Consider the following 19354-nt stretch of genomic DNA (forward strand, 5'->3'; position numbering starts at 1 on the left):
GGCGGGTAGGCTTGTTTGACGGTGTACGTGCCGGAACGCTAGTGTTTCGCAGGCGACACATCGCGGTCGTAAGCATGCCCGGGGCCTTAGCTCAATTGGCAGAGCACTGCCTTTGCAAGGCAGGGGTTAGGGGTTCGATTCCCCTAGGCTCCACAACAAACGCTCCCTACCTGAACTTCAGGTAGGGAGCGTTTGTGTCGGGCGCGGCGGCCGAAAGAACCTTGCGCGGCCCTTCCGGCTGGGCGGACACTCGGCCGTTGTCGCACACCACCGTTGCGGTGCGCGTCAACAGGCGACGCTCATCAGGTGGGCGCGGTGCCGATCGCCCCATTCCTCCAACGGGCGCAGCGCGCGAGCGAGGTCTTCGCCCAGCGCGGTGAGCGCGTATTCGACTCTGGGCGGGATCTCCGGATACACCTCGCGGTGTACGACTCCGGCGGCCTCCAGTTGACGGAGGTTCTCGGTCAGCACCTTTTCGCTGACGCCGGTCAGAGCTCGGTGGATCTGCCCGAACCGGCGCGGGCCCGCCCCCAGGACCCACATCAGATGCAGCTTCCACTTACCGCCGACCACGTCGATCGCCACCGACATCCCACACACATCGTGATCTACACCACTCACATCGGCCATTGCGATCTCCCGACCTCGTTACGGACCTCGGGGTGAGTAACCCACCCGAACGTACGTTCTTGTCCACATTATCTGCGGGAACGAGTATCGGTTCCGGCGCCGACAAGTTTGTTCGACCACTGATGGAAGAGGGAATCCGATGTCTCAGCAGAACACTCGGTCGGTCAGCGTGATCGGCCTGGGCCCGATGGGACAGGCCATGGTGCGGGCTCTCCTGGCAGCGGGTATCGAGGTCACCGTATGGAATCGCAGCCCCGAGAAGGCCGAAGCGATGGTCGCCGCGGGGGCGCGCCGGGCCGCGACGGTGGCCGACGCGCTGGCCGCGGGCGAGGTGACCATCCTGAGTTTGACGCATTACGCCGCGATGTACGACGTACTCGGTCAGGCGACCGGCGCGTTGCGGGGGAAGGTGATCGTGAACCTGTCGTCGGATTCACCGGAGAACGCCCGCAAGGGCGGGCAGTGGGTGCGCTCGCACGGTGCCCGGTTCCTCTCCGGGGGGTTCATGTCGGCGGGTGACAATATCGCCCACCCGGCGTCGTACATCTTCTACAGCGGGCCGCGGGACGTTTTCGATGCACACGCCGAACTGTTGCGCCCGCTGAGTCCGCAAGAGTATCTGGGCGACGACGACGGGTTGGCGCAGGTGTTCTACCAGGCGTTGCTGATCGTCTTCCACCCGTGGATGCTCGCCTTCGATCAGGCTCTGGCCTTGATTCAGCGCTCCGGCAACGATATCGACCGATTCCTGCCGTATGCGTTGCGGTCCGCCGAGGCCTATCCGTTCTTCATGGCCGAGTACGCGGCGGCCGCCCAGAAGGGTGGGTGGGGCGATTTCGCGGCATTCTCGATGATGGATGCCGGCGCGCAACACATCATCGATGCCAGCGAGGAGGCCGGTGTGGACGCCACACTGTCCCATACCGCGCAGGGGCTCTGGCGCCGGGCGCGGACGGCCAGTGCCGAAGCCGGGCGCCCGGTCTCGGTTTTCGAGTTGATGACGGGTTCGGCATCCTGATTCCGGGCTCGGCAGGCGGTTTCGATCCGCTGCGAGTACGACCCGGCTGCGGGGCCGGGTCTCAGCGGCTGTCGTTGCCGTCCGCTCGCCGTGCCTTCTGCGCGATCTCCGCGGCGTACTCCTGATGACCGACCCCGGGGAGCTGTTCGAGGGTGAGACCTTCGATATCCCACCGGGGGCGGGCGTCGGCGATGAACCGGATGGCGTCGCGCACGAACCGCCGGGCGGCAGGCTTGCCGATATGTGCGGAGGGGGTGTGCAGGCGGAACCAGCCGAGGAGATCCCCGGCGGTGCCGTCGATTCCGGTGGCGGTGACAGGGTCGTCCGAATCCCCGGTGTCCGGGAGCAGCAGGCTGGTGGGGGAGATCCCGAGTGCGACCGCGAGCGCCACCAGGTCGTCCACATCGACCCGGCGCTCGCCACGCTCGATCCGTGACAGTCCCAGTACCGGTATGGGCCGGCCGAGAGCCTCGAGCCTGCGCGCGAGATCCGCATACCCCAGGTTCATCAGAGTGCGGTAGCGGAGGATGTTCTCCCGGACAGTATCGCCTGTCGGGCCGAGCGGGTTCTTCTTGATCACCACCTGACCAGGGTTAACTATCGAAATGATCGCGTCAAGAATCAGTTCGATAGATGGCTCGAGCGGCATCCGGGCGTCGGTGGTTCGTGTCCCTATCACTTCGATCGCATCGAAATGATAGGTAGAAAGATCTTTTCGATACCCTTCGACAGCGCTTTCAGCTCGAGCGGAGCAACTGCAGAGCAGCCTGCGAGGTCGGTTCCCCGCCGGCCGGCGCCCGGACGAAACGCATATCGACGGTGAAACCCGCGGCTTCCGCAGCGGCGGCTGCCTCCTCGGGAACGATCCGGTGGAAATCCAGCGCGACCGGAAACCCGAATCCCTCGTCGTAATGCTTCACCTCTGTGCCCGATTGGAAGCCGAGCAGCACGCGTCCGCCCGGTCGTAGTACCCGGTGGAATTCGGCCAGGACCCCGGGGCGCGCGGCAGGGGGGATATGGATCAGGGAGTACCAGGCGACCACGGCCGCCAGCGAGCCATCGGCGATATCGAGCGCTGTCATGGAACCGACGTCGAATCGGATATCGGGACGGTGCCGGCGGGCCAGCTCGACCATGACCGGGGACAGGTCGATTCCGCGTATCGACAAACCGTGTTCGGAAAGGAAACCGGTGACCCGGCCGGGGCCGCAGCCGATATCGATGACCGGTTCGCCCGGTCCGACCACTTCGGCGAAGGCCGCGAGTATCGCTCGCTGCCAAGGGCTCGCCTCGAGTTCGCCGGCGAAATTTTCGGCGTACGCCGCCGCGATGGCGTCGTAGCCGGCGCGGGTGTCGGTGAGGAAGGATGCTTCTGGCACAGAGGCACCGTACCGGCGTGCCGGTGGCGCCGTTCGTGACGTCAACGGACACTGCGCGTACGTTTGATGGTGTCGACCAAGACATCACGAGTGGAGAAGACCTGGTAATGACCCCTTCGGAGTCTGCCGCGCCCGGCATCGACCGATCGGATTGGAGACGGGGGAGAGTCTTCTGGTTCGACTCCGAGAAAGGGTTCGGCTATATCAAGCCCGACGACGGGACCGAACAGGTCTTCGTGGAGTACCGGTGCATCGAAACCGACGGCTATCGGACCCTGCACGCCGGGCAACCGGTGATGTTCGTCAGCACGGCCCGGCCCCGCGGCCATGAAGCGGTGACGGTTCGCCCGGCCGCCGGCCGGCCGGAACCCGGTATCGGAGCCGAACCGGCCTGATCCCGCCGGACGGCGCTCAGCGGCGTATCCCCATGGCGCCGCAGACCGGGACGGGCCAGTCCGCCACATCGGCTGCGAGTTCACGATCGATGGCGGTGGCGATATCGGCCGCGAACGAGGTGGCCGCCCGAGTGCGCAGATCCACGTGGATCGCGGTGATCTCGAGTGTGCAACTGAGGCGCCGGGTGGTGTCGTTCACCAGCATGGCGACCACATGCACCACCTTGTCGGATCTATCCACGCCCCGCACGTATACCGACACTTTTTCGCCGACCCGGGTTTCGGCGTAGTACCGGATGTGGTGCTCGGCCGTGAAGAAGCCGGTGCCGCGGCTCGCGCGGTATTCGTCGGTGATCCCGATACGTTCGAAAACCTGTCCACCTGCTTCGACACACAGATCGAAGTAGTGCCTGATGTTCATATGGTCGTTCTCGTCCCGGAAGTTCTCTGGGACGCTGATCGGACCGAGTTCGCGGGGCAGCCGAACCACCTGTTCGTAGCCGGGAAGTGTGGTCGTACTGCTGGTCACGGTCGGTACTCCTGTCGAACTCGGCTCGTCCCGAAGTGTATCGATGCAGAAGGAGGCCCCCGGACGAGGTTATCTTCCGGGGGCTTTTCGCCATCGATCAGAGCGGCCGGATATCGATGACCTCGCGCAGCCGGGCCTTGTCGCGCTCGAGTTTGCGGGCTTCGTAGGCGATCGGGAAGTAGCGCAACCGTTCCGGCAGCAATGGGACCAGCCGGGCGATGAACCAGCCGAGGATCCGCAGTTTGCGCTCATCCGATTCGGTCCAGGTCAGTCCCAGTTTGCGCCGCGCCGACTCGGGGGTGGTACCGACAGTGACGAAGTGCTGCATCCGGCCGAACGGACCGGTCACCGCGCGCCACACCGGATGCAGGGCACGAGGCAGCTGGGTCGGCGGGGCGATCGTCCGGATGACCTTCAGGTAGTCCTTGGCGGTCTGGGTGGCTTCCAGATGGTTTTCCACCTGGTCCGCGAAGAATTTCTCGAAGTCGGCGTAGGACGCCGGCAGCTCTTTGGGCGGTACGTAGAAATTCCGCATCAGCTGCAGAGTCTCGCGGTAGTAGTCTTCCTTTTCCGCGGTGGTCAGCGGCCGTTTCGCGAAGTATTCGGCATTCTCGGCGAAGGCGAAGGTCCCGGTGTGCAGGACCCAGGCCCAGGGGCCGCTGGATAGGGCGGTGTGCCGTTTTCCGTCGGCGTCGGTGGTGTTGAGGGTGGCGTGCATCTTGCGCAGCCGGTCGGTTTCGCCGAGTGATTCCTCGCCGCCGTAGGTCCACATCATCACCGCTGAAAGGCTGCGCAGCGCGCGGCCGATGGGGTCGGTGCGGAAGGTGGAGTGGGCATCGACCACCGCGGAGATCGAGGGCTCCATGGTCTGCAACAGGAAAGCCGAGCCCGCGGTCAGCGAAAAGGTGATCAGTCCGACTTCTTCCCAGGTTCGGGTGCCGGGACCGAATGGCCGGCGCTCGGCCGGAGTATGGGTGTCGATGGCTGCGACGTCTACGGACGCGGTCATGCGGATCTCCCTTGATCTACTGCATCGATCTGATGAGACGATGATACTCCAAGTCTCTCACCATTGCGGTGCTGCACGTTGCGGAGTGCGCACGGACGAGTGCGGCGGGAAGTGGATTCGCTGCGGAAATCCGGATATCGCGCGGTATGGGCAGCGGGGCCGGACATGAGAGCGGGCCTCGGCGAAGGGGGGGAGTTAGCCGAGGCCCGCGTAAGGTCGGCCCGGGGGGGAGGGGCCGACGCGTTCGATCCTACGCGATGATCCGCACTTGCGCGTACAAGAGGCCTAGTAGTTTCCGAGTTTTTTTGGTGCGGATCACAACCTTCCCAACGGCGGTGACCGCGCGCCTCGCCCGAGGCCGCACGGTGTGCCGGAAGATGCCGAAAGCGCTGCTACGCAGGATCATGCGGCGAAGACCACACTGCCGGCCCAACCGTTCGAACCGCCGCTCGGCCGGCCACACGACTGCCGGAATCGGCGAAGCTGTCGGAGGTCGATGCCACTATGCAGCTGTGCCTCCGGTCGTGAGTTCCGACACCGCGGCTGCGTCCCCGGCGCCGCGCGAATCCGGGTACCGCTGCCCGTCGAATCGGGTAGTCCGCTACGCGCGACCGCGGCGGCCGCGACGACAAGTATCGAAACCGGTCGCACCCCGTACCGGCTACCCCGAGCACAGCCGGGCCGGGGTGCGGCTCTTTTCATATCGGGCACCGCCGGTTCGTGCACAGACACCGCGGTATCCCCGGACGGAACCGGGCAACCGGATAAATCGGATGAAAACCCCGCCGTCCGCGACAATACTGGCCCGGTACACGGTCTTTTGCCCGAATGCGCTCAGGTCGATGGTCCGCTGCCGCCATCGGCGATACACCGACTCCACCTCGCACAATCACTCGAAATCAGGAGAATCATGCCCGACGCAATCGTCGCCGAGGGTCTCGTCAAACATTACGGTCCGCGGGTCCGCGCCCTCGACGGCCTCGATCTGACGGTGCCCGAGGGCACGGTGACCGCTCTGCTGGGACCCAACGGCGCCGGGAAGACCACCACCGTGCGGGTACTCACCACCTTGCTCGTCCCCGATGCCGGACGGGCGACGGTGGCTGGGATCGATGTGCTCACCCAGCCGCGCGCACTGCGTTCCCGAATCGGTGCGTCGGGTCAGTACGCGGCCGTCGACGAGTATCTGACCGGTTTCGAGAATCTCGAAATGGTCGGGCGGCTCTATCACATGGGTACGCGGCGCAGTAAGGAACGCGCCCGTGAACTGCTCGAACGCTTCCGGCTCAGCGAGGCCGCCGATCGGCCGGTGCGCGGCTACTCCGGCGGTATGCGCCGGCGACTGGACCTGGCGGGGGCCCTGGTCGCCAACCCGCCGGTGCTGTTCCTCGACGAACCGACCACCGGCCTGGATCCGCGGGCCCGGCTGGATCTGTGGGATGTCATCGAGGAACTGGTCGCCGCCGGCACCACGCTGTTGCTCACCACCCAGTACATGGAGGAGGCCGACCGGCTGGCCGATGCCATCGCCGTGATCGACCGCGGTCAGGTGATCGCCCGCGGTACGGCGGACGAGTTGAAGAGCACGGTCGGAGGCGACCGGATCGAACTGACGGTCGACCATATCGACAATCTCGCAATCGCACAGCAGGCGTTGAGTCCGCTGGCCGACGGGGATATCCATATCGAGCCCGGCCTGAGACGTGTGGTGGTGCCGGTGAGCGACGGGTCGCAGGCCCTGGTCGCCGCCATCGGCAGGCTCACCGAGCAGGGGGTGAAGATCCAGGATGTGGGATTGCGCCGTCCTTCGCTCGACGATGTCTTTCTCTCGCTCACCGGTCACGAGGCCGGCGAGCCGAGCGAGGTTGTTACGGAACCCGGTGATCGGGAAGCCGACTTCCCGAGCTCGGCGGCAGGTGTGGCGCGCGATACCGGCGAACTCGAAGTCATGGAAGGAAAGAGCAGATGACCGCGGTGGCAACGGCCGGCGCTCCGGCGGAATCACTCGGTGTGGGTGAGCGACTGTCCATGGTGGTCAGCGACAGCCTGACCGTCACGAAGCGCAATGTGATCAAGATTAAGCGAGTGCCCGACGTGCTGATCTTCAGCACGCTCTCGCCGATCATGTTCGTACTGTTGTTCGCCTATATCTTCGGTACCGCGATCAAGGTCCCCGGTCTGGAGGGCGGCTACCGGGAATTCCTCATCGCGGGCATCTTCGTGCAGACCGTCGTGTTCGGATCCACGTTCACCGGCCTCAGCCTCGCCGAGGATATGCAGAAGGGCATCATCGACCGGTTCCGCTCGCTGCCGATGGCCCCGTCGTCGGTGCTGATCGGGCGCACCGTCAGCGATGTGGTGATCAATGTGGTGAGCCTGGTGGTCATGTCGCTGACCGGCCTGGTGGTCGGCTGGCGCATCCGCGGATCGCTACTGGATGCGGTATTGGCCTATGCGCTCCTGCTGATTTTCGCGTACGCGATCTCGTGGATCATGGCAGTGGTGGGCCTGCTGGTACATACGCCCGAGGTGTTCAACAACGCGAGTTTCATGGTGATCTTCCCACTCACCTTCCTCGCCAACACCTTCGTACCGCTGCAGGATCTCCCGACACCGCTGCGGATATTCGCCGAATGGAACCCGGTATCGGCGCTTGCCCAGGCGACCCGCGACCTGTTCGGCAACTCCTCGCCGGTGGTCGACGAATCGAACGCGTGGTCGCTGCAGCATCCGGTAGCGACGACCCTCATCTGGGTCGTGATCATCCTGGCGGTTTTCGTTCCGCTGGCGCTGCGGCAATACCGCAAGACCGTCAGCCGTTGAGGGCGCGAGGTCAGCTCTCCGGGGTCGAGGCGGCGCCGTTGGTGCCGGTCGCGGCAGTACCGGTACGGGTCTGGCCGATACGCGGCGGAGCGGGAGCCGGCTCGGGCGGCTGGGGGCGTTTACTGCGCACCAGCCATGCGGTACCGCCTGCCGCGGCCACCGCGGCGGCAGCGAGCAGCCGATAGCGCGAACGACCGGACGAACGCAGTGGATTCGAGCTCATGGCTCAACTCTGGCACAGCCGCGTCTTCTGCGCAGACCGGCAGGTCAACAGGCTGCGCGGCGTCGGCGTGGAGGCCGCAGGCAGACAACGGACAAATGCGGCACATGGCACGATGGGCTGGTGAGCGCGACACGTCGTACCGGGCCGGAAGTACTCGGCCGCACCATTCAGCCGTCCTCGGGCCGGGATTTCCGGTGAACCCGCAGCCGCCCTCGCCGCCGGCGCAGGTATGCGTACGGCATACCGACCGCCCCACCGGCCTGTCCTGCACTCGCTGCGGTCGCCCGGCATGCCCTGAGTGCCTGCGTCCCGCATCGGTCGGTCAGCATTGTGTCGACTGTGTCCGGTCCGATCAGCGCAGTACCCGCCAGGTGCGCACCGCGTCGGGGGCGGTGGCCCCGCGCTCGGCCACGCCGTTCGTCACTTATGCGCTGATCGCCCTCAACGTCGTGGTGTACGCGATCACCGCCGCACAGTCGCGCAGCCTGATGGCGAACGAGCAGGGGTCGGCCCTGTTCATCGACTGGGTCATGTATCCACCGGCAGTCGCTGCCGGAGAATGGTGGCGGGTGCTGGGCTCGGGGTTCCTGCACTACGGCCTGATCCACCTGCTGTTGAACATGTTCGCGCTCTATATCGTCGGACGGGATATCGAACTGGTCCTCGGCCGGGCTCGTTACCTCGCCGTTTATCTGATTTCGTTGCTGGGCGGTTCGGCCGCGGTGATGCTGCTGGCGCAGGACAACCTGACTGCCGGCGCATCCGGGGCCGTATACGGCCTGTTCGGAGCCATCACCGTGATACTCATCCGGCTTCGGCAGAACCCGAACAGCATGCTGATCCTGATCGGGATCAATGTGTTCATCAGCTTCTCGCTGCCCGGTATCTCGCTGTGGGGTCATCTCGGTGGATTGGCTGCGGGCACCCTCGCCACGCTGGGAGTGATGTTCCTGCCGGGGTGGCTGCGGGTTCGGACCCCGGAACAGGCCCGGACGATCGGCGTGATCTCGCTGGTGTTTTTGGCGGCGGTCGTATTCGCGGTGATCATGGTGGCGGCGATGTCCTTGCGCTGAGAGCGTCCCTACCGCGGGGAACAGCGCCTACCGGCCGGAGGCCGACCCGATGTTTTACGTGAAACATCTATCCGGGTGGAGATCAGCAGCGCCGGAGTAAGTTCAGCGGGCCGATTCGCCGCGCAGGCGCAGTTCCGAGCGCAGTGTTTCGTAGACGTCTTCCGGGTTGGTACCCAGATCCCACCGGCCGAAGATCAGCAATCGCTCGGTGCCCAGGTGGTCGACATCGATCTCCAGCATGGGCGATTTGCGGCCGAGGCGGCGGTACCCCACGATCCGTGCCCGCATTATCTGGTCCCGGGTGTATTCGGTGGCGCCGGTGAGACCGCGCAAAACCAGCCGTGGCTGCTCACCCGGGAGCACCGACAACCGTGGTCGTTGCCGGACACCCAGTGCGGCCAAGGCCAGGAGCACCAGGGCGGCGACACCGAGCAGGAATTTACCGGGGACCTCGGTGGTCAGTAGCGCGGCGGCCGCGAGTACCACACCCCCGATGGCGACCGCGATCAGCGCGGGCAGCGGAGTCGACCAGGCCAGGCGTGGTTGTGTGCTCTCGGGCTGCACGCGGTTTTCCCCAATCCGTCTCGAGAGAGTTATCCACAGGTTTATCCACAGGTGTGCATTAATTACACCCGTGTAATCCCCTGGTCAGCGCCATCGCATGGTCATGATGAGCCCGATCACCATGAGCCCGAATCCGATGAGGAAGTTCCAGGCATTGAGATCGCTCATCCAGCTGATCTGATCGGCCGCCAGGTAGTAGACCAGCAGCCAGAGCAGCCCGGCCAGCATGAAGCCGAGCATGATGGTGACGTACCAGACAGGCGACGGCCCCACCGCCTTCACCTTCACCGGAGTGCGGCTGGCGGGGTTGATCGTGTAGTCGGTCTTCTTGCGGACCTTCGACTTGGGCATGATGTCCTCGTGTTCAGCGTGCAGGTCGTGTTCCAAGGCTATCCCACCAGGTGATCAGGGGGGATGTCCCCGTATCCGGTGATCGGCCACGTAGTCTTTGGGCATGCGAGTTCTGGTCGTCGACAACTACGACAGCTTCGTGTTCAACCTGGTCCAGTACCTGGGTCAGCTCGGCGTCGAGGCGGTCGTCTGGCGCAACGACGATCCGGAGCTCGCCGATACCGACGCTGTTGCCCGGGAATTCGACGGAATCCTCATCAGCCCCGGACCCGGGACCCCGGACCGTGCCGGCAAAAGTATGGATATCGTGCGTTCCTGCGCCGAGCAGGCCACCCCGCTTCTCGGCGTCTGCCTCGGCCACCAGGCCATCGGCGCGGCGTTCGGTGCCACCGTGACCAGGGCCCCCGAACTGCTGCACGGTAAGACGAGTTCGGTGTTCCATATCGGCTCGGGCGTCCTGGCGGGCCTGCCCGACCCGTTCACCGCCACCCGATACCATTCGCTGACCGTCGTCGAGAGCACGTTGCCCGCAGGTTTCGATGTGATCGGGCGTACCGAGAGCGGCATCGTGATGGCGCTGCGACATCACGAGCTGCCTATTCACGGTGTGCAGTTCCATCCGGAATCTGTGCTGACCCAGGGCGGGCACCGGATGCTCGCGAACTGGCTGGAGATCTGCGGTGAACGGCCTGCCGAGGGCCTTGTGGAGATGCTCGAGGCGGAAGTCGCGGGGCTTTCGATTCACTGAGACGGCCGCACGCGGCTGCCACTGAGTTTTTGCCGGCGCTCGTCCTACGAAGCCCCGTCCCCGCTCGCGCGAACCCGACCGGCTGCGGCTCGGATGATCAGCGGTCCGATGGTGGCGCCCGAATCAATGTGCGCCCATGCCTGACGAAGTGCCGCAGACGGGCACCCAACCTGCTTCTGGACCAGATTAGGCCCCTCACCAGCGCTGTGGTGAGGGGCCTATGGCACGGTTATCCCGGATCGCGCGAGTCTCAGGGCGGGCCGAGCGGTAGGACGCCGGTGTTGACCGTGACGGTCGTCGACGAGGGCACGGTGGTGCCGGCCGACGGCTGCTGGCTGAGCACCTTGCCCGCCTGATCGGAGTTCAATGTGATCTGGGTGATCTGGCGGACCTGGTTGACGCTGCCCTGCCAGCCACTGTCCCGCAGTGTGTCCACGACCTCGCCCGGGGCGAGGCCGACGAGGTTCGGCATGGAGATCCGATCGCTCTGCGCGACCTGCACGGTGATCGTCGACCCCTTGTCAGCGTTCGAACCGCCGGAAGGGCTGGTGGAGAGCACCTCCCCCCGGGGCCGCGCGGATTGCACCTCGCGGATCTCGATCTTGAACCCGGCGCCCTCCAGGTTCGGCTGGGCACGGTCGATCAGCTGACCGACGACATCCGGCACGAACACCTGCTCCGGTCCGGCCCCCAGGGTCAGCGTGACCTGACTTCCCGCATCCAGTTCGAATCCCGGAGACGGATCCTGGGCGACGACCTTGTCCTTGTCCTCGGGACTGGACGGACCGCGTTTGATATCCGGGTGGACCTGCAGCCCGGCATTGGTGAGCTCTTGTGCGGCCTCCTGCTGGCTCAACCCGACCACACGCGGGATCGGCACCTGCTGCGGGCCGGTGGACACCTGCATGGTGATCGTGCTGCCCTCGTCCGCCCGCGACCCGCCGAGTGGCTGGGTCGCGATGACGTTGCCGGCGCTGATCCGGCCGTCGGGCTTCTCCTGGATCGCGACATCGAAGCCGAGCGAATCCAGTTTCTGCTCTGCTTCGCTGGCCGAAAGGTTCGACAGATCCGGTACCGCGACCTGTTCGGGCCGGCTCCCCGGACCGAGCAGCATCCAGAACAGGCCGAAGACTACGGCCACCGCGGCCACCACACCGGCGGCAACGAAAGCCCGGCGGCGATCTCCGCCGGACTCGCCGCCGTAGTCGTCGATATCGTCGTCGTCCAGGCGGTGATAGCCGCGCGCCGACGGTTCCGTCGGCCCCAGCATCGTGGTGCGGTCCTCGTCGGTCATCACCATCGGGGCGCCGGGCTTCTGGCCGCCCAGCACCCGGATCAGATCGGCGCGCATCTCGGCCGCGCTCTGATAACGGTTCGCCGGGTTCTTGGCCATGGCCTCGAGCACGACCGAATCCAGCTCCCGCGGAACTCCGTCGTGTACGAGCGAAGGCAGCCGCGGGTCCTCGCGCACATGCTGGTAGGCGACCGCGACCGGGGAATCACCGGTGAACGGGGGTTCCCCGGTGAGAATTTCGAACAGGACGCAACCGACCGAGTAGACATCCGATCGTGCGTCCACGGTTTCGCCGCGCGCCTGTTCCGGCGACAGATACTGAGCGGTGCCGATCACCGCGGCGGTCGCGGTCATCGGGTTGGCGGCATCGGCGATCGCTCGCGCGATACCGAAATCCATCACCTTCACCGCACCCGCGCGGTTGATCATGATGTTGGCGGGCTTCATATCCCGGTGCACGATCCCGGCCTGATGGCTGAAATCGAGAGCCGCGCACACATCGGCGATGACTTCCATCGCCCGGCGCGGCGGCAGAGGCCCCTCGTTGCGCACGATATCGCGCAACGTATCGCCGTCCACGTACTCCATCACGATGAACGGCAGCGGTCCGCCGTCCACCTCGGCCTCACCGGTGTCGTACACCGCCACGATCGCGGGATGGTTCAGTGCCGCCGCGTTCTGGGCTTCGCGTTTGAAGCGCAGGTAGAACGTGGGATCGCGCGCCAGATCGGCCCGTAGCACCTTGATCGCGACATCGCGGTTGAGCCGCAGATCGCGTGCCCGGTGGACTTCGGACATCCCACCGAATCCGATGATCTCGCCCAGCTCGTAGCGAGAGGAGAGATTCTTCGGGGTCGTCATGGCTGTCCTTGATGGTGGCTCGGCACGTCGGGAGAGCTGTCGTCGTCACGGGAGCTGTTGCCGATCCCCGGCAGATCGATGTCCGGTACCGGGAAACGCTGAGTGGTGGTGGTATCGGTTTCCTCGCTGCCCGTCGATTCCGTGGTGGTCGGCGGCGCAGTGGTGGTCTCCGTGGTGGTGGTCGGCGGTTGGGTCGTTGTGGTGGTCGGTGCGGGCGACTCGGTAGTGGTGGTCGCCGGCGGCCGGGTGGTGGTGTACTCCTGCGTGGGTGTCCAGACAGGAGGTTCGGTCACCTCGTAGGTGGTAGTGACCGGGGGCGGCGCCGGTCGGGTGGTAGGCGCTGTCGACGAGGTCTCGCCGGGCGTGCTCACCGGATTGGTATCGCCGCCGAAGAGCAGCCACAGTACGGCCCCACCGAGCACCAGCGCGCCGATACCCAGCGCGATCATCCATTTCTGGTTTTTACCGAGACCGCCACCCCCGGTGCCGTCGCGGTAATCGCCCGGGTCGGCCTCGTGGGCACCGTGATGGTCCATCGCCGTCACCGGCCCGGCCATCGCGGTGGCCGGAGTGGTGTAGCGGACGGTCGCCGGATCGTCGTACGCCGGCGGTGGCGCCGCGATAACACTGGTGGCACCCGCCGCGGCGAGATTGCGGGGTGGCGGTGGGCGCCGGCCCGACCGCACCGCGGCGACCGCCTCGGCGAATTCGCCACCGTCGGTGTAGCGGTGGTTCGGATCCTTGGCGAGAGTTATCTCGACGAGTTCGCGCACGTTCGGCGGCAGATCCGTCGGCATCGGCGGCGGTACGTCACGCACATGTTTCATCGCGACGGTGAGGGCGCCGTCACCGGTGAACGGGCGCTGACCGGCGAGCGCCTCGTAGCCGACCACACCGAGCGAATACACATCGCTGGCCGCCGTGGCGTCCTCGCCGACCGCCTGCTCGGGCGCGATGTACTGGGCGGTGCCCATCACCATCCCGGTTTTGGTGACCGGTGAGGCGTCGACCGCCTTCGCGATACCGAAATCGGTGATCTTCACCTGCCCGGTGGGCGTGACCAGGATATTTCCCGGTTTCACATCGCGGTGCACCACACCTGCCCGATGCGCTACCTGCAGGGCGCGACCGGTCTGCTCCAGCAGATCCAGCCCCTGTACGACCGACAAGCGGCCGAGCCGGTTCAGCACGGTGTTGAGCGGTTCGCCCTGCACCAGTTCCATCACCAGGTAGGCGGTTTCCCCGCCCTGCGGGTCGTAGGTTTCGCCGTAGTCGTAGATTCCCGCGATACCGGGATGGTTGAGCTGCGCGGTGGTCTTGGCCTCGGTACGGAACCGGTGCCGGAACGTGGGATCGGCGGAGAACTCCGATTTGAGTACCTTCACCGCCACCCGGCGATCGAGCCGGGTATCCAGGGCTTCCCAGACCTGTCCCATCCCACCGGTGGCGATCAGGCGCTGCAGCCGGTAGCGGTCCGCGATCATCGCGCCGTTTGTCAGCATCGGGTTCCCCGCAGATTCACTCGCATATCCATCTCGTTCACCGACCTCGCAGACCCGCGTCCAGAACCGCCCGGGCAACCGGCGCGGCGACCGATCCACCGGTTGCCGCCAGCGCGCGGTCGCCGCCGTTCTCCACGATGACCGCGATGGCGATCTTCGGGTTCTCGGCCGGCGCGAACGCTATGTACCAGGCGTGCGGTGGTGTGTTACGCGGATCGGAGCCGTGTTCGGCGGTACCGGTCTTGGACGCGATCCGATAGCCCGACCCGCTGCTACCCGCGGTGTTCTCCTCCGAGGCGACCATCAGATCGGTCAGGGTAGACGCTACATCGGCGCTCACGGCCTGCCCCACGGACACCGGCTCGGTGGTGGCCAGCTCGCTGAGGTCCGGGTTCTGCAACTGGTCGACCAGATACGGTTCCATCCGCACACCGCCGTTGGCCACGGTAGCCGCGATTACGGCATTGTCGAGGGGGGTGAGCGCCACATCACGCTGGCCGATGCTGCTCTGCGCCAGCGCCGCGTCGTCGGGGATATTGCCGATGGTGCTCTCGGCGACCGGCATCGGGATACCGCGATGCGGGCCGATACCGAACGCGGCCGCCTCGTCCTCCAGCGCAGCAGCGCCCACATCGACCCCGAGTTCGACGAACGCGGTGTTGCAGGACCGGCGGAAGGCCTCGTGCAGGGTCGCGGTGGCACCGGACCCGCAGTTGGTGCCGTTGTAGTTCTCCAGAGTGGTGCTGGTCCCGGGCAGGGTGATGTTCGGCGCCGCGGTGAACTGGGACTGCGGATCGGCCACGCCGTTGGACAGTGCGGCCGCGGTGACCACGACCTTGAAGGTGGAACCGGGCGGGTAGGTCTGCGAGATCGCCCGGTTGAGCATGGGCTGGTTTTCGTCGGCGCTCAGGCTCTCCCAGGCCTCGGTGCCCTGGGCGCCGTCGTGCCCGGACAGCTGGTTCGGGTCGTAGCTGGGCGTGGACACCATGGTGAGAATCTTGCCCGTACTGGGTTCGATGGCCACGACGGAGCCGGTGTATCCCTTGCTGGTGAGCTCGTTGTAGGCCACCTGCTGCATCATCGGGTCGATCGTGGTGACCACATTGCCGCCGCGCGGGTCGCGACCGGAGACCAGGTCGACCAGCCGGCTGCCGAACAGTTGCGCATCCGAACCGTTGAGGACGGGATCTTCCGCCCGTTCGAGCCCGGTACTGCCGTACTGCATCGAATAGAAGCCGGTGACCGGCGCGAATGCGGCCGGGTCGGTGGGGTAGACGCGCAGGTACTTGTATCGGTCGTCGGTTTCGACGGAACTGGCAAGTACCGCACCAGCGGCGGAGATCTGTCCGCGTTGGCGGGAGTATTCGTCGAGCAGGACCCGGGAGTTACGCGGATCTGCACGATAGTCGTCGGCCTTGATCACCTGGATATAGGTGGCATTGAGCAGCAGGGCGACGATCATCGCCATGACGGCCATGGCCACTCGGCGTAGTGGCGTGTTCATCGCTGCTGACCCCCTTGCCGTCGTGACACCATCACCGTCTGCGCTTCCGCCAACGGTGCGGGCGCGGGGTCGCGGCGCCGGGCCGGGGCGGGTGCGCGCGCCGCGTCGGAGATCTTGATGAGCAGGGCCAGGAGAATGTAGTTCGCCAACAGGGACGAACCGCCGTAGGAGACGAACGGCGTAGTGAGACCGGTGAGCGGGATCAGTTTCGTCACCCCGCCGGCGACCACGAAGATCTGGATGGCGAGGGTGAACGCCAGCCCGGCCGCGAGCAGTTTGCCGAAGCTGTCACGGATCGCCAGGGCGGTACGCATACCCCGCAGGATGAGCATCAGGAACAAGAGAAGGACGGCGGTCAGACCGATGAGTCCGAGTTCCTCACCGATGGTGGTGATGACGAAGTCGGTTTTCGCAAATGGCACCTGCGAAGGCCGGCCACTGCCCAGCCCGGTACCTGCCAGCCCGCCCGTGGCCAGGCCGAACAGCGACTGCACGATCTGGTAGCCGGTGTTGTTGTAGTCGTCGAAGGGGTGCAGCCAGGTCTCCACCCGTACCCGCACATGCCCGAACATCTGGTAGGCGAAGTAGAACCCGACCATGAGCAGGCCGCCGCCGATCAGCAGCCAGCCCACCCGCTCGGTGGCGATGTAGAGCATCACCAGCACGGTGCCGAAGATGAGCAGCGAGGTACCGAGATCCTTTTCGAAGACCAGGACGCCGATACAGACGATCCAGACGGCGAGGATCGGGCCCAGATCCCGGGCGCGCGGAAATTCCATGCCGAGGAAATGCCGGCCGGCCGCGGTGAAGAGCTCCCGTTTGGAGACGAGGACCGAGGCGAAGAAGATGATCAGCAGGATCTTGGCGAACTCACCCGGCTGCAGGCTCACACCCGGCAGCCGGATCCAGATCTTGGCGCCGTTGACCTCGGAGAGCGAGCTGGGCAGCAGCGCCGGGATTGCCAGCGCGACCAGACCCACGAGCCCGAGGGTGTAGGAGTACTTGGCCAGCGTCCGGTAATCGCGTAACGCCACCAGGATCCCGACGAACAGCACGATTCCCAGTGCGGTCCACAGGATCTGGGAATTGGCGTCGGGGGAGGGGATATCCCAGGAGTTGTAGGCGGCGGTCTGCTGGTCGGCGAGGTCGAGCCGGTGAATGAGTACCAGGCCGAGCCCGTTGAGCAGTGCCACGATCGGCAGCAGCAGGGGGTCGGTGTAGGGCGCGAACCGCCGTACCGCCAGGTGCGCTACGGCGAACAGTCCCAGATAGGCCAGCCCGTACTTCGCGATATCCCAGGTCACGGACTGCTCCTGGCTGGCTTCCACCAGGAACAACGCCGCCGTGGTGATCAACGCCGCGAAACCGAGCAACAAGAGTTCGGTATTGCGCCGCGATGTCGGTGGCGGCGTTGCCGCGAAACCGCCCGGGGGACTCGGAAAAGCCCCGGCGGACGGTGCTGCCGGTGCGGACATCAGTCCGTCACCCGGCAGTTCTCCCCCGGAGTCTGGGGCACAGCGGTGGTGGTCGGCGCCGGCGCGGAGGTGGTCGGCGGCGCCGGCGGTGCCGGATTCTCACCGTTGGGACCGGGGGCTTGCGTGGCGGGCGCCGGCGGGGCTGCTTCGGTCGGCATGGGCGGGGCGGGTGCCGGCGGCGGTGGTGGTGCGGGGGTAGTGGTCACGACGCCCGGCTGGGCGGCGGAACCGTTTTTCTTGCACACCGGCAGCAGTTCGCGGTCGGCCAGGACACGCATCTGCTCCCGTGCCTTGTCCAGGGTGCCCGGCGGAAGCCCGCGCTCGACCTGATCGCGTCCCGTCTGCTCGAGATCGCTGACCTTCAGTGGACTGCAGCCCTCCGGCAGAGGAGCGCCGTTGTCGGCCAGGGTCAGCTCCCCCTTGGGAGTGACGCAGCCGACCAGGTTCACCTCGTGGATCGAGTAGCCCAGGATCGACCCCGGTAGCCCCTGCATCACCACGACACTGTCGTTGTCCGCGCCCACGTAGTAGTTGGACCGGATCATCTTGTAGCCCACGACCAGACCGACGGTCACCGCGAGCACCAGTGCCACGGCGAGCAGCAACCAGCGCAATTTGTGTGATTTCTTCGGCAGCGGCTCGGGCTCGCTGGCGGTACGCCGCGGTGCGGCGGCCGGTGGGCGCATGGCGGCGGCACGTCCGGCTGCTGTGTTCGGCGGCGGATTGTCTTCGGCCTCACCGGAGGCGGCACCGGCGACGATCGGATGGCTCTGGCCGTAGTCGAGATCGATCACATCGGCGACGACGACGGTCACGTTGTCCGGACCACCACTGCGCAACGCCAGTTCGATGAGCCGGTCGGCGCATTCATCGGTACTGCCCTCGCGCATGGTGTTGGCGATGGTCTCGTCGCTGACCACATCGGAGAGACCGTCCGAGCACAGCAGATAGCGGTCCCCGGCGCGCGCCTCCCGCATCACCAGCGTGGGTTCGATCTCGTTGCCCGTGAGGGCTCGCATGATCAGCGAACGCTGCGGATGGGTATGCGCCTGTTCCGGAGTGATCCGGCCTTCGTCGACCAGCGATTGGACGAAGGTATCGTCGCGGGTGATCTGGGCGAGTTCGCTGTCACGCAGCATGTAGGCGCGTGAATCGCCGATATGGACCATGCCGAGTTTCTTGCCCGCGAACAGGATGGCGGTGAGCGTGGTGCCCATTCCGTCCAGTTCGGGTTCTTCCTCGACCTGTTCGGCGATCGCGGAATTCCCGGCATGGGTGGCCCGGTTCAATTTGCCCAGCAGGTCTTCGCCGGGCTCGTCGTCGTCCAGATGCGCCAGTGCGGCGATCATCAGTTGTGACGCGACTTCACCGGCGGCGTGCCCGCCCATACCGTCGGCGAGGGCCAGCAAGCGGGCACCCGCGTAGACGGAATCTTCGTTGTTTGCGCGGACCAAGCCGCGGTCGCTGCGCGCTGCGTAGCGGAGAACAAGTGTCACGATCGGAGCTCGATCACTGTCTTGCCGACCCGGACCGGTGTGCCGAGCGGAACGCGGACTGCGGTGGTGACTTTGGCGCGATCGAGGTAGGTACCGTTGGTCGAGCCGAGGTCTTCGACGTACCAGTCGTCACCGCGTAGGGACAGCCGGGCATGTCGGGTGGAGGCGTAATCGTCGGTAAGGACCAGCGTCGAATCGTCCGCACGGCCGATCAATACCGGTTGGGTACCCAGTGTGATACGGGTACCGGCAAGAGAACCTTGAGTCACCACAAGATATTTGGCGCCCTTCTGGCCTCGGCGCATCGACGGCAGTACCGCGGAACCGCGCGGTCCCCGATTCTGGAGCCGTATGCCGGAGGCCGCGTAGATATCACTGCGGAGGGTACGCAGGATTGCCCACACGAACAGCCACAACAGCAGGAGGAACCCGGCACGGGTCAACTGCAGAACCAATCCCTGCACGGCGCTCCACCTCCTG

Annotated in this window: 20 protein-coding genes and 1 tRNA gene; 7 read left to right on the forward strand and 14 right to left on the reverse strand. The window is 65.8% G+C overall.

From position 1 onward, the window contains the following. Window positions 1-80: 80 nt before the first annotated feature. A tRNA-Ala gene (locus tag NFL01S_RS03950) sits at window positions 81-153 on the forward strand. A gap of 132 nt (window positions 154-285) precedes the next feature. Here NFL01S_RS03950 and NFL01S_RS03955 read toward each other — a convergent pair. Next, entirely contained in the window at window positions 286-630 is a 345-nt protein-coding gene (locus tag NFL01S_RS03955; RefSeq protein ID WP_062971609.1) for a winged helix-turn-helix transcriptional regulator, read from the reverse strand. A gap of 139 nt (window positions 631-769) precedes the next feature. Here NFL01S_RS03955 and NFL01S_RS03960 point away from each other — a divergent pair, with 139 nt between their 5' ends. Continuing rightward, entirely contained in the window at window positions 770-1648 is an 879-nt protein-coding gene (locus tag NFL01S_RS03960) for an NAD(P)-dependent oxidoreductase (protein ID WP_062971611.1), read from the forward strand. Between the two features lie 61 nt (window positions 1649-1709). Here the strand turns inward: NFL01S_RS03960 and NFL01S_RS35185 are convergent, their stop codons facing one another. Both NFL01S_RS35185 and NFL01S_RS03970 read right to left on the reverse strand, forming a co-directional pair. Then, window positions 1710-2231 (reverse strand): helix-turn-helix domain-containing protein, encoded by a 522-nt coding sequence (locus tag NFL01S_RS35185; RefSeq protein WP_062971613.1) that lies wholly within the window; start codon window positions 2229-2231, stop codon window positions 1710-1712. A 154-nt stretch (window positions 2232-2385) separates the two neighbouring features. After that, a complete protein-coding gene (locus tag NFL01S_RS03970) occupies window positions 2386-3027 on the reverse strand; it encodes a class I SAM-dependent methyltransferase (protein WP_062971615.1) in 642 nt (213 codons plus the stop codon). Between the two features lie 107 nt (window positions 3028-3134). Here NFL01S_RS03970 and NFL01S_RS03975 point away from each other — a divergent pair, with 107 nt between their 5' ends. Beyond that, window positions 3135-3422 carry a cold-shock protein gene (locus NFL01S_RS03975; protein ID WP_062971617.1) on the forward strand — a complete coding sequence of 96 codons (288 nt, stop codon included), beginning with the start codon at window positions 3135-3137 and terminating at the stop codon, window positions 3420-3422. Window positions 3423-3438: 16 nt separating this feature from the next. Here the strand turns inward: NFL01S_RS03975 and NFL01S_RS03980 are convergent, their stop codons facing one another. Continuing rightward, window positions 3439-3951: a thioesterase family protein gene (locus tag NFL01S_RS03980; protein WP_062971619.1), complete on the reverse strand. Its 513-nt coding sequence runs from the start codon at window positions 3949-3951 to the stop codon at window positions 3439-3441. A gap of 97 nt (window positions 3952-4048) precedes the next feature. Further along, the gene (locus NFL01S_RS03985) at window positions 4049-4960 is read right to left on the reverse strand and encodes an oxygenase MpaB family protein (protein ID WP_062971621.1); all 912 of its coding nucleotides are present in this window, start codon (window positions 4958-4960) and stop codon (window positions 4049-4051) included. A 910-nt stretch (window positions 4961-5870) separates the two neighbouring features. Between NFL01S_RS03985 and NFL01S_RS03995 the strand changes: the two genes are divergently transcribed. Together NFL01S_RS03995 and NFL01S_RS04000 are read left to right on the forward strand one after the other, a co-directional pair. Further along, on the forward strand, window positions 5871-6929 hold the full coding sequence (locus tag NFL01S_RS03995) for an ATP-binding cassette domain-containing protein (RefSeq protein WP_084492392.1): 1059 nt from the start codon (window positions 5871-5873) through the stop codon (window positions 6927-6929). Between the two features lie 59 nt (window positions 6930-6988). Beyond that, on the forward strand, window positions 6989-7783 hold the full coding sequence (locus NFL01S_RS04000) for an ABC transporter permease (protein ID WP_062972350.1): 795 nt from the start codon (window positions 6989-6991) through the stop codon (window positions 7781-7783). A gap of 10 nt (window positions 7784-7793) precedes the next feature. On the opposite strand, the gene NFL01S_RS04005 is transcribed toward NFL01S_RS04000, so the two are convergent. Further along, the gene (locus NFL01S_RS04005; protein WP_062971625.1) at window positions 7794-8006 is read right to left on the reverse strand and encodes a hypothetical protein; all 213 of its coding nucleotides are present in this window, start codon (window positions 8004-8006) and stop codon (window positions 7794-7796) included. A 194-nt stretch (window positions 8007-8200) separates the two neighbouring features. Here NFL01S_RS04005 and NFL01S_RS04010 point away from each other — a divergent pair, with 194 nt between their 5' ends. Beyond that, window positions 8201-9079, forward strand: coding sequence for a rhomboid family intramembrane serine protease (locus NFL01S_RS04010; protein WP_062971632.1), 879 nt, complete (start codon window positions 8201-8203; stop codon window positions 9077-9079). 102 nt (window positions 9080-9181) lie between these two features. Here the strand turns inward: NFL01S_RS04010 and NFL01S_RS04015 are convergent, their stop codons facing one another. Together NFL01S_RS04015 and crgA are read right to left on the reverse strand one after the other, a co-directional pair. Next, window positions 9182-9643 carry a PH domain-containing protein gene (locus NFL01S_RS04015; RefSeq protein ID WP_062971634.1) on the reverse strand — a complete coding sequence of 154 codons (462 nt, stop codon included), beginning with the start codon at window positions 9641-9643 and terminating at the stop codon, window positions 9182-9184. A gap of 84 nt (window positions 9644-9727) precedes the next feature. After that, complete coding sequence (gene crgA, locus NFL01S_RS04020) at window positions 9728-9994, reverse strand: cell division protein CrgA (RefSeq protein ID WP_062972352.1); 267 nt, start codon at window positions 9992-9994, stop codon at window positions 9728-9730. A 103-nt stretch (window positions 9995-10097) separates the two neighbouring features. Here crgA and NFL01S_RS04025 point away from each other — a divergent pair, with 103 nt between their 5' ends. Next, window positions 10098-10742 (forward strand): aminodeoxychorismate/anthranilate synthase component II, encoded by a 645-nt coding sequence (locus NFL01S_RS04025; protein WP_062971636.1) that lies wholly within the window; start codon window positions 10098-10100, stop codon window positions 10740-10742. A 250-nt stretch (window positions 10743-10992) separates the two neighbouring features. Here NFL01S_RS04025 and pknB read toward each other — a convergent pair whose 3' ends face one another. Genes pknB through NFL01S_RS04055 form a run of 6 tightly spaced genes read right to left on the reverse strand, consistent with a single transcriptional unit; the run spans window position 10993 to window position 19338 of the window. Next, on the reverse strand, window positions 10993-12897 hold the full coding sequence (gene pknB / locus NFL01S_RS04030) for a Stk1 family PASTA domain-containing Ser/Thr kinase (RefSeq protein ID WP_062971638.1): 1905 nt from the start codon (window positions 12895-12897) through the stop codon (window positions 10993-10995). Further along, entirely contained in the window at window positions 12894-14399 is a 1506-nt protein-coding gene (locus tag NFL01S_RS04035; RefSeq protein ID WP_062972354.1) for a protein kinase domain-containing protein, read from the reverse strand. The genes pknB and NFL01S_RS04035 overlap by 4 nt, the downstream gene beginning before the upstream one ends. Window positions 14400-14436: 37 nt before the next feature. Further along, window positions 14437-15903 (reverse strand): peptidoglycan D,D-transpeptidase FtsI family protein, encoded by a 1467-nt coding sequence (locus NFL01S_RS04040; RefSeq protein WP_062971640.1) that lies wholly within the window; start codon window positions 15901-15903, stop codon window positions 14437-14439. After that, on the reverse strand, window positions 15900-17378 hold the full coding sequence (locus NFL01S_RS04045; RefSeq protein ID WP_062971642.1) for an FtsW/RodA/SpoVE family cell cycle protein: 1479 nt from the start codon (window positions 17376-17378) through the stop codon (window positions 15900-15902). The genes NFL01S_RS04040 and NFL01S_RS04045 overlap by 4 nt, the downstream gene beginning before the upstream one ends. Further along, a complete protein-coding gene (locus NFL01S_RS04050) occupies window positions 17378-18874 on the reverse strand; it encodes a PP2C family protein-serine/threonine phosphatase (RefSeq protein ID WP_062971644.1) in 1497 nt (498 codons plus the stop codon). Before NFL01S_RS04050 ends, NFL01S_RS04045 begins: the two co-directional genes overlap by 1 nt. Beyond that, complete coding sequence (locus tag NFL01S_RS04055; RefSeq protein WP_033243787.1) at window positions 18871-19338, reverse strand: FHA domain-containing protein FhaB/FipA; 468 nt, start codon at window positions 19336-19338, stop codon at window positions 18871-18873. The genes NFL01S_RS04050 and NFL01S_RS04055 overlap by 4 nt, the downstream gene beginning before the upstream one ends. Between the last annotated feature and the right edge of the window lie 16 nt (window positions 19339-19354).

This window comes from Nocardia flavorosea NBRC 108225 (assembly GCF_001613385.1).
Classification (GTDB): domain Bacteria; phylum Actinomycetota; class Actinomycetes; order Mycobacteriales; family Mycobacteriaceae; genus Nocardia; species Nocardia flavorosea.

Excerpts from the sequence above, each read along its gene's own strand:
- NFL01S_RS03955 (WP_062971609.1), bottom strand. The coding sequence starts at position 630 with ATGGCCGATGTGAGTGGTGTAGATCACGATGTGTGTGGGATGTCGGTG.
- NFL01S_RS03960 (WP_062971611.1), top strand. The coding sequence starts at position 770 with ATGTCTCAGCAGAACACTCGGTCGGTCAGCGTGATCGGCCTGGGCCCG.
- NFL01S_RS03975 (WP_062971617.1), top strand. The coding sequence starts at position 3,135 with ATGACCCCTTCGGAGTCTGCCGCGCCCGGCATCGACCGATCGGATTGG.
- NFL01S_RS03985 (WP_062971621.1), bottom strand. The coding sequence starts at position 4,960 with ATGACCGCGTCCGTAGACGTCGCAGCCATCGACACCCATACTCCGGCC.
- NFL01S_RS03995 (WP_084492392.1), top strand. The coding sequence starts at position 5,871 with ATGCCCGACGCAATCGTCGCCGAGGGTCTCGTCAAACATTACGGTCCG.
- NFL01S_RS04000 (WP_062972350.1), top strand. The coding sequence starts at position 6,989 with ATGGTGGTCAGCGACAGCCTGACCGTCACGAAGCGCAATGTGATCAAG.
- NFL01S_RS04005 (WP_062971625.1), bottom strand. The coding sequence starts at position 8,006 with ATGAGCTCGAATCCACTGCGTTCGTCCGGTCGTTCGCGCTATCGGCTG.
- crgA (WP_062972352.1), bottom strand. The coding sequence starts at position 9,994 with ATGCCCAAGTCGAAGGTCCGCAAGAAGACCGACTACACGATCAACCCC.
- NFL01S_RS04025 (WP_062971636.1), top strand. The coding sequence starts at position 10,098 with ATGCGAGTTCTGGTCGTCGACAACTACGACAGCTTCGTGTTCAACCTG.
- pknB (WP_062971638.1), bottom strand. The coding sequence starts at position 12,897 with ATGACGACCCCGAAGAATCTCTCCTCTCGCTACGAGCTGGGCGAGATC.
- NFL01S_RS04035 (WP_062972354.1), bottom strand. The coding sequence starts at position 14,399 with ATGCTGACAAACGGCGCGATGATCGCGGACCGCTACCGGCTGCAGCGC.
- NFL01S_RS04040 (WP_062971640.1), bottom strand. The coding sequence starts at position 15,903 with ATGAACACGCCACTACGCCGAGTGGCCATGGCCGTCATGGCGATGATC.
- NFL01S_RS04045 (WP_062971642.1), bottom strand. The coding sequence starts at position 17,378 with ATGTCCGCACCGGCAGCACCGTCCGCCGGGGCTTTTCCGAGTCCCCCG.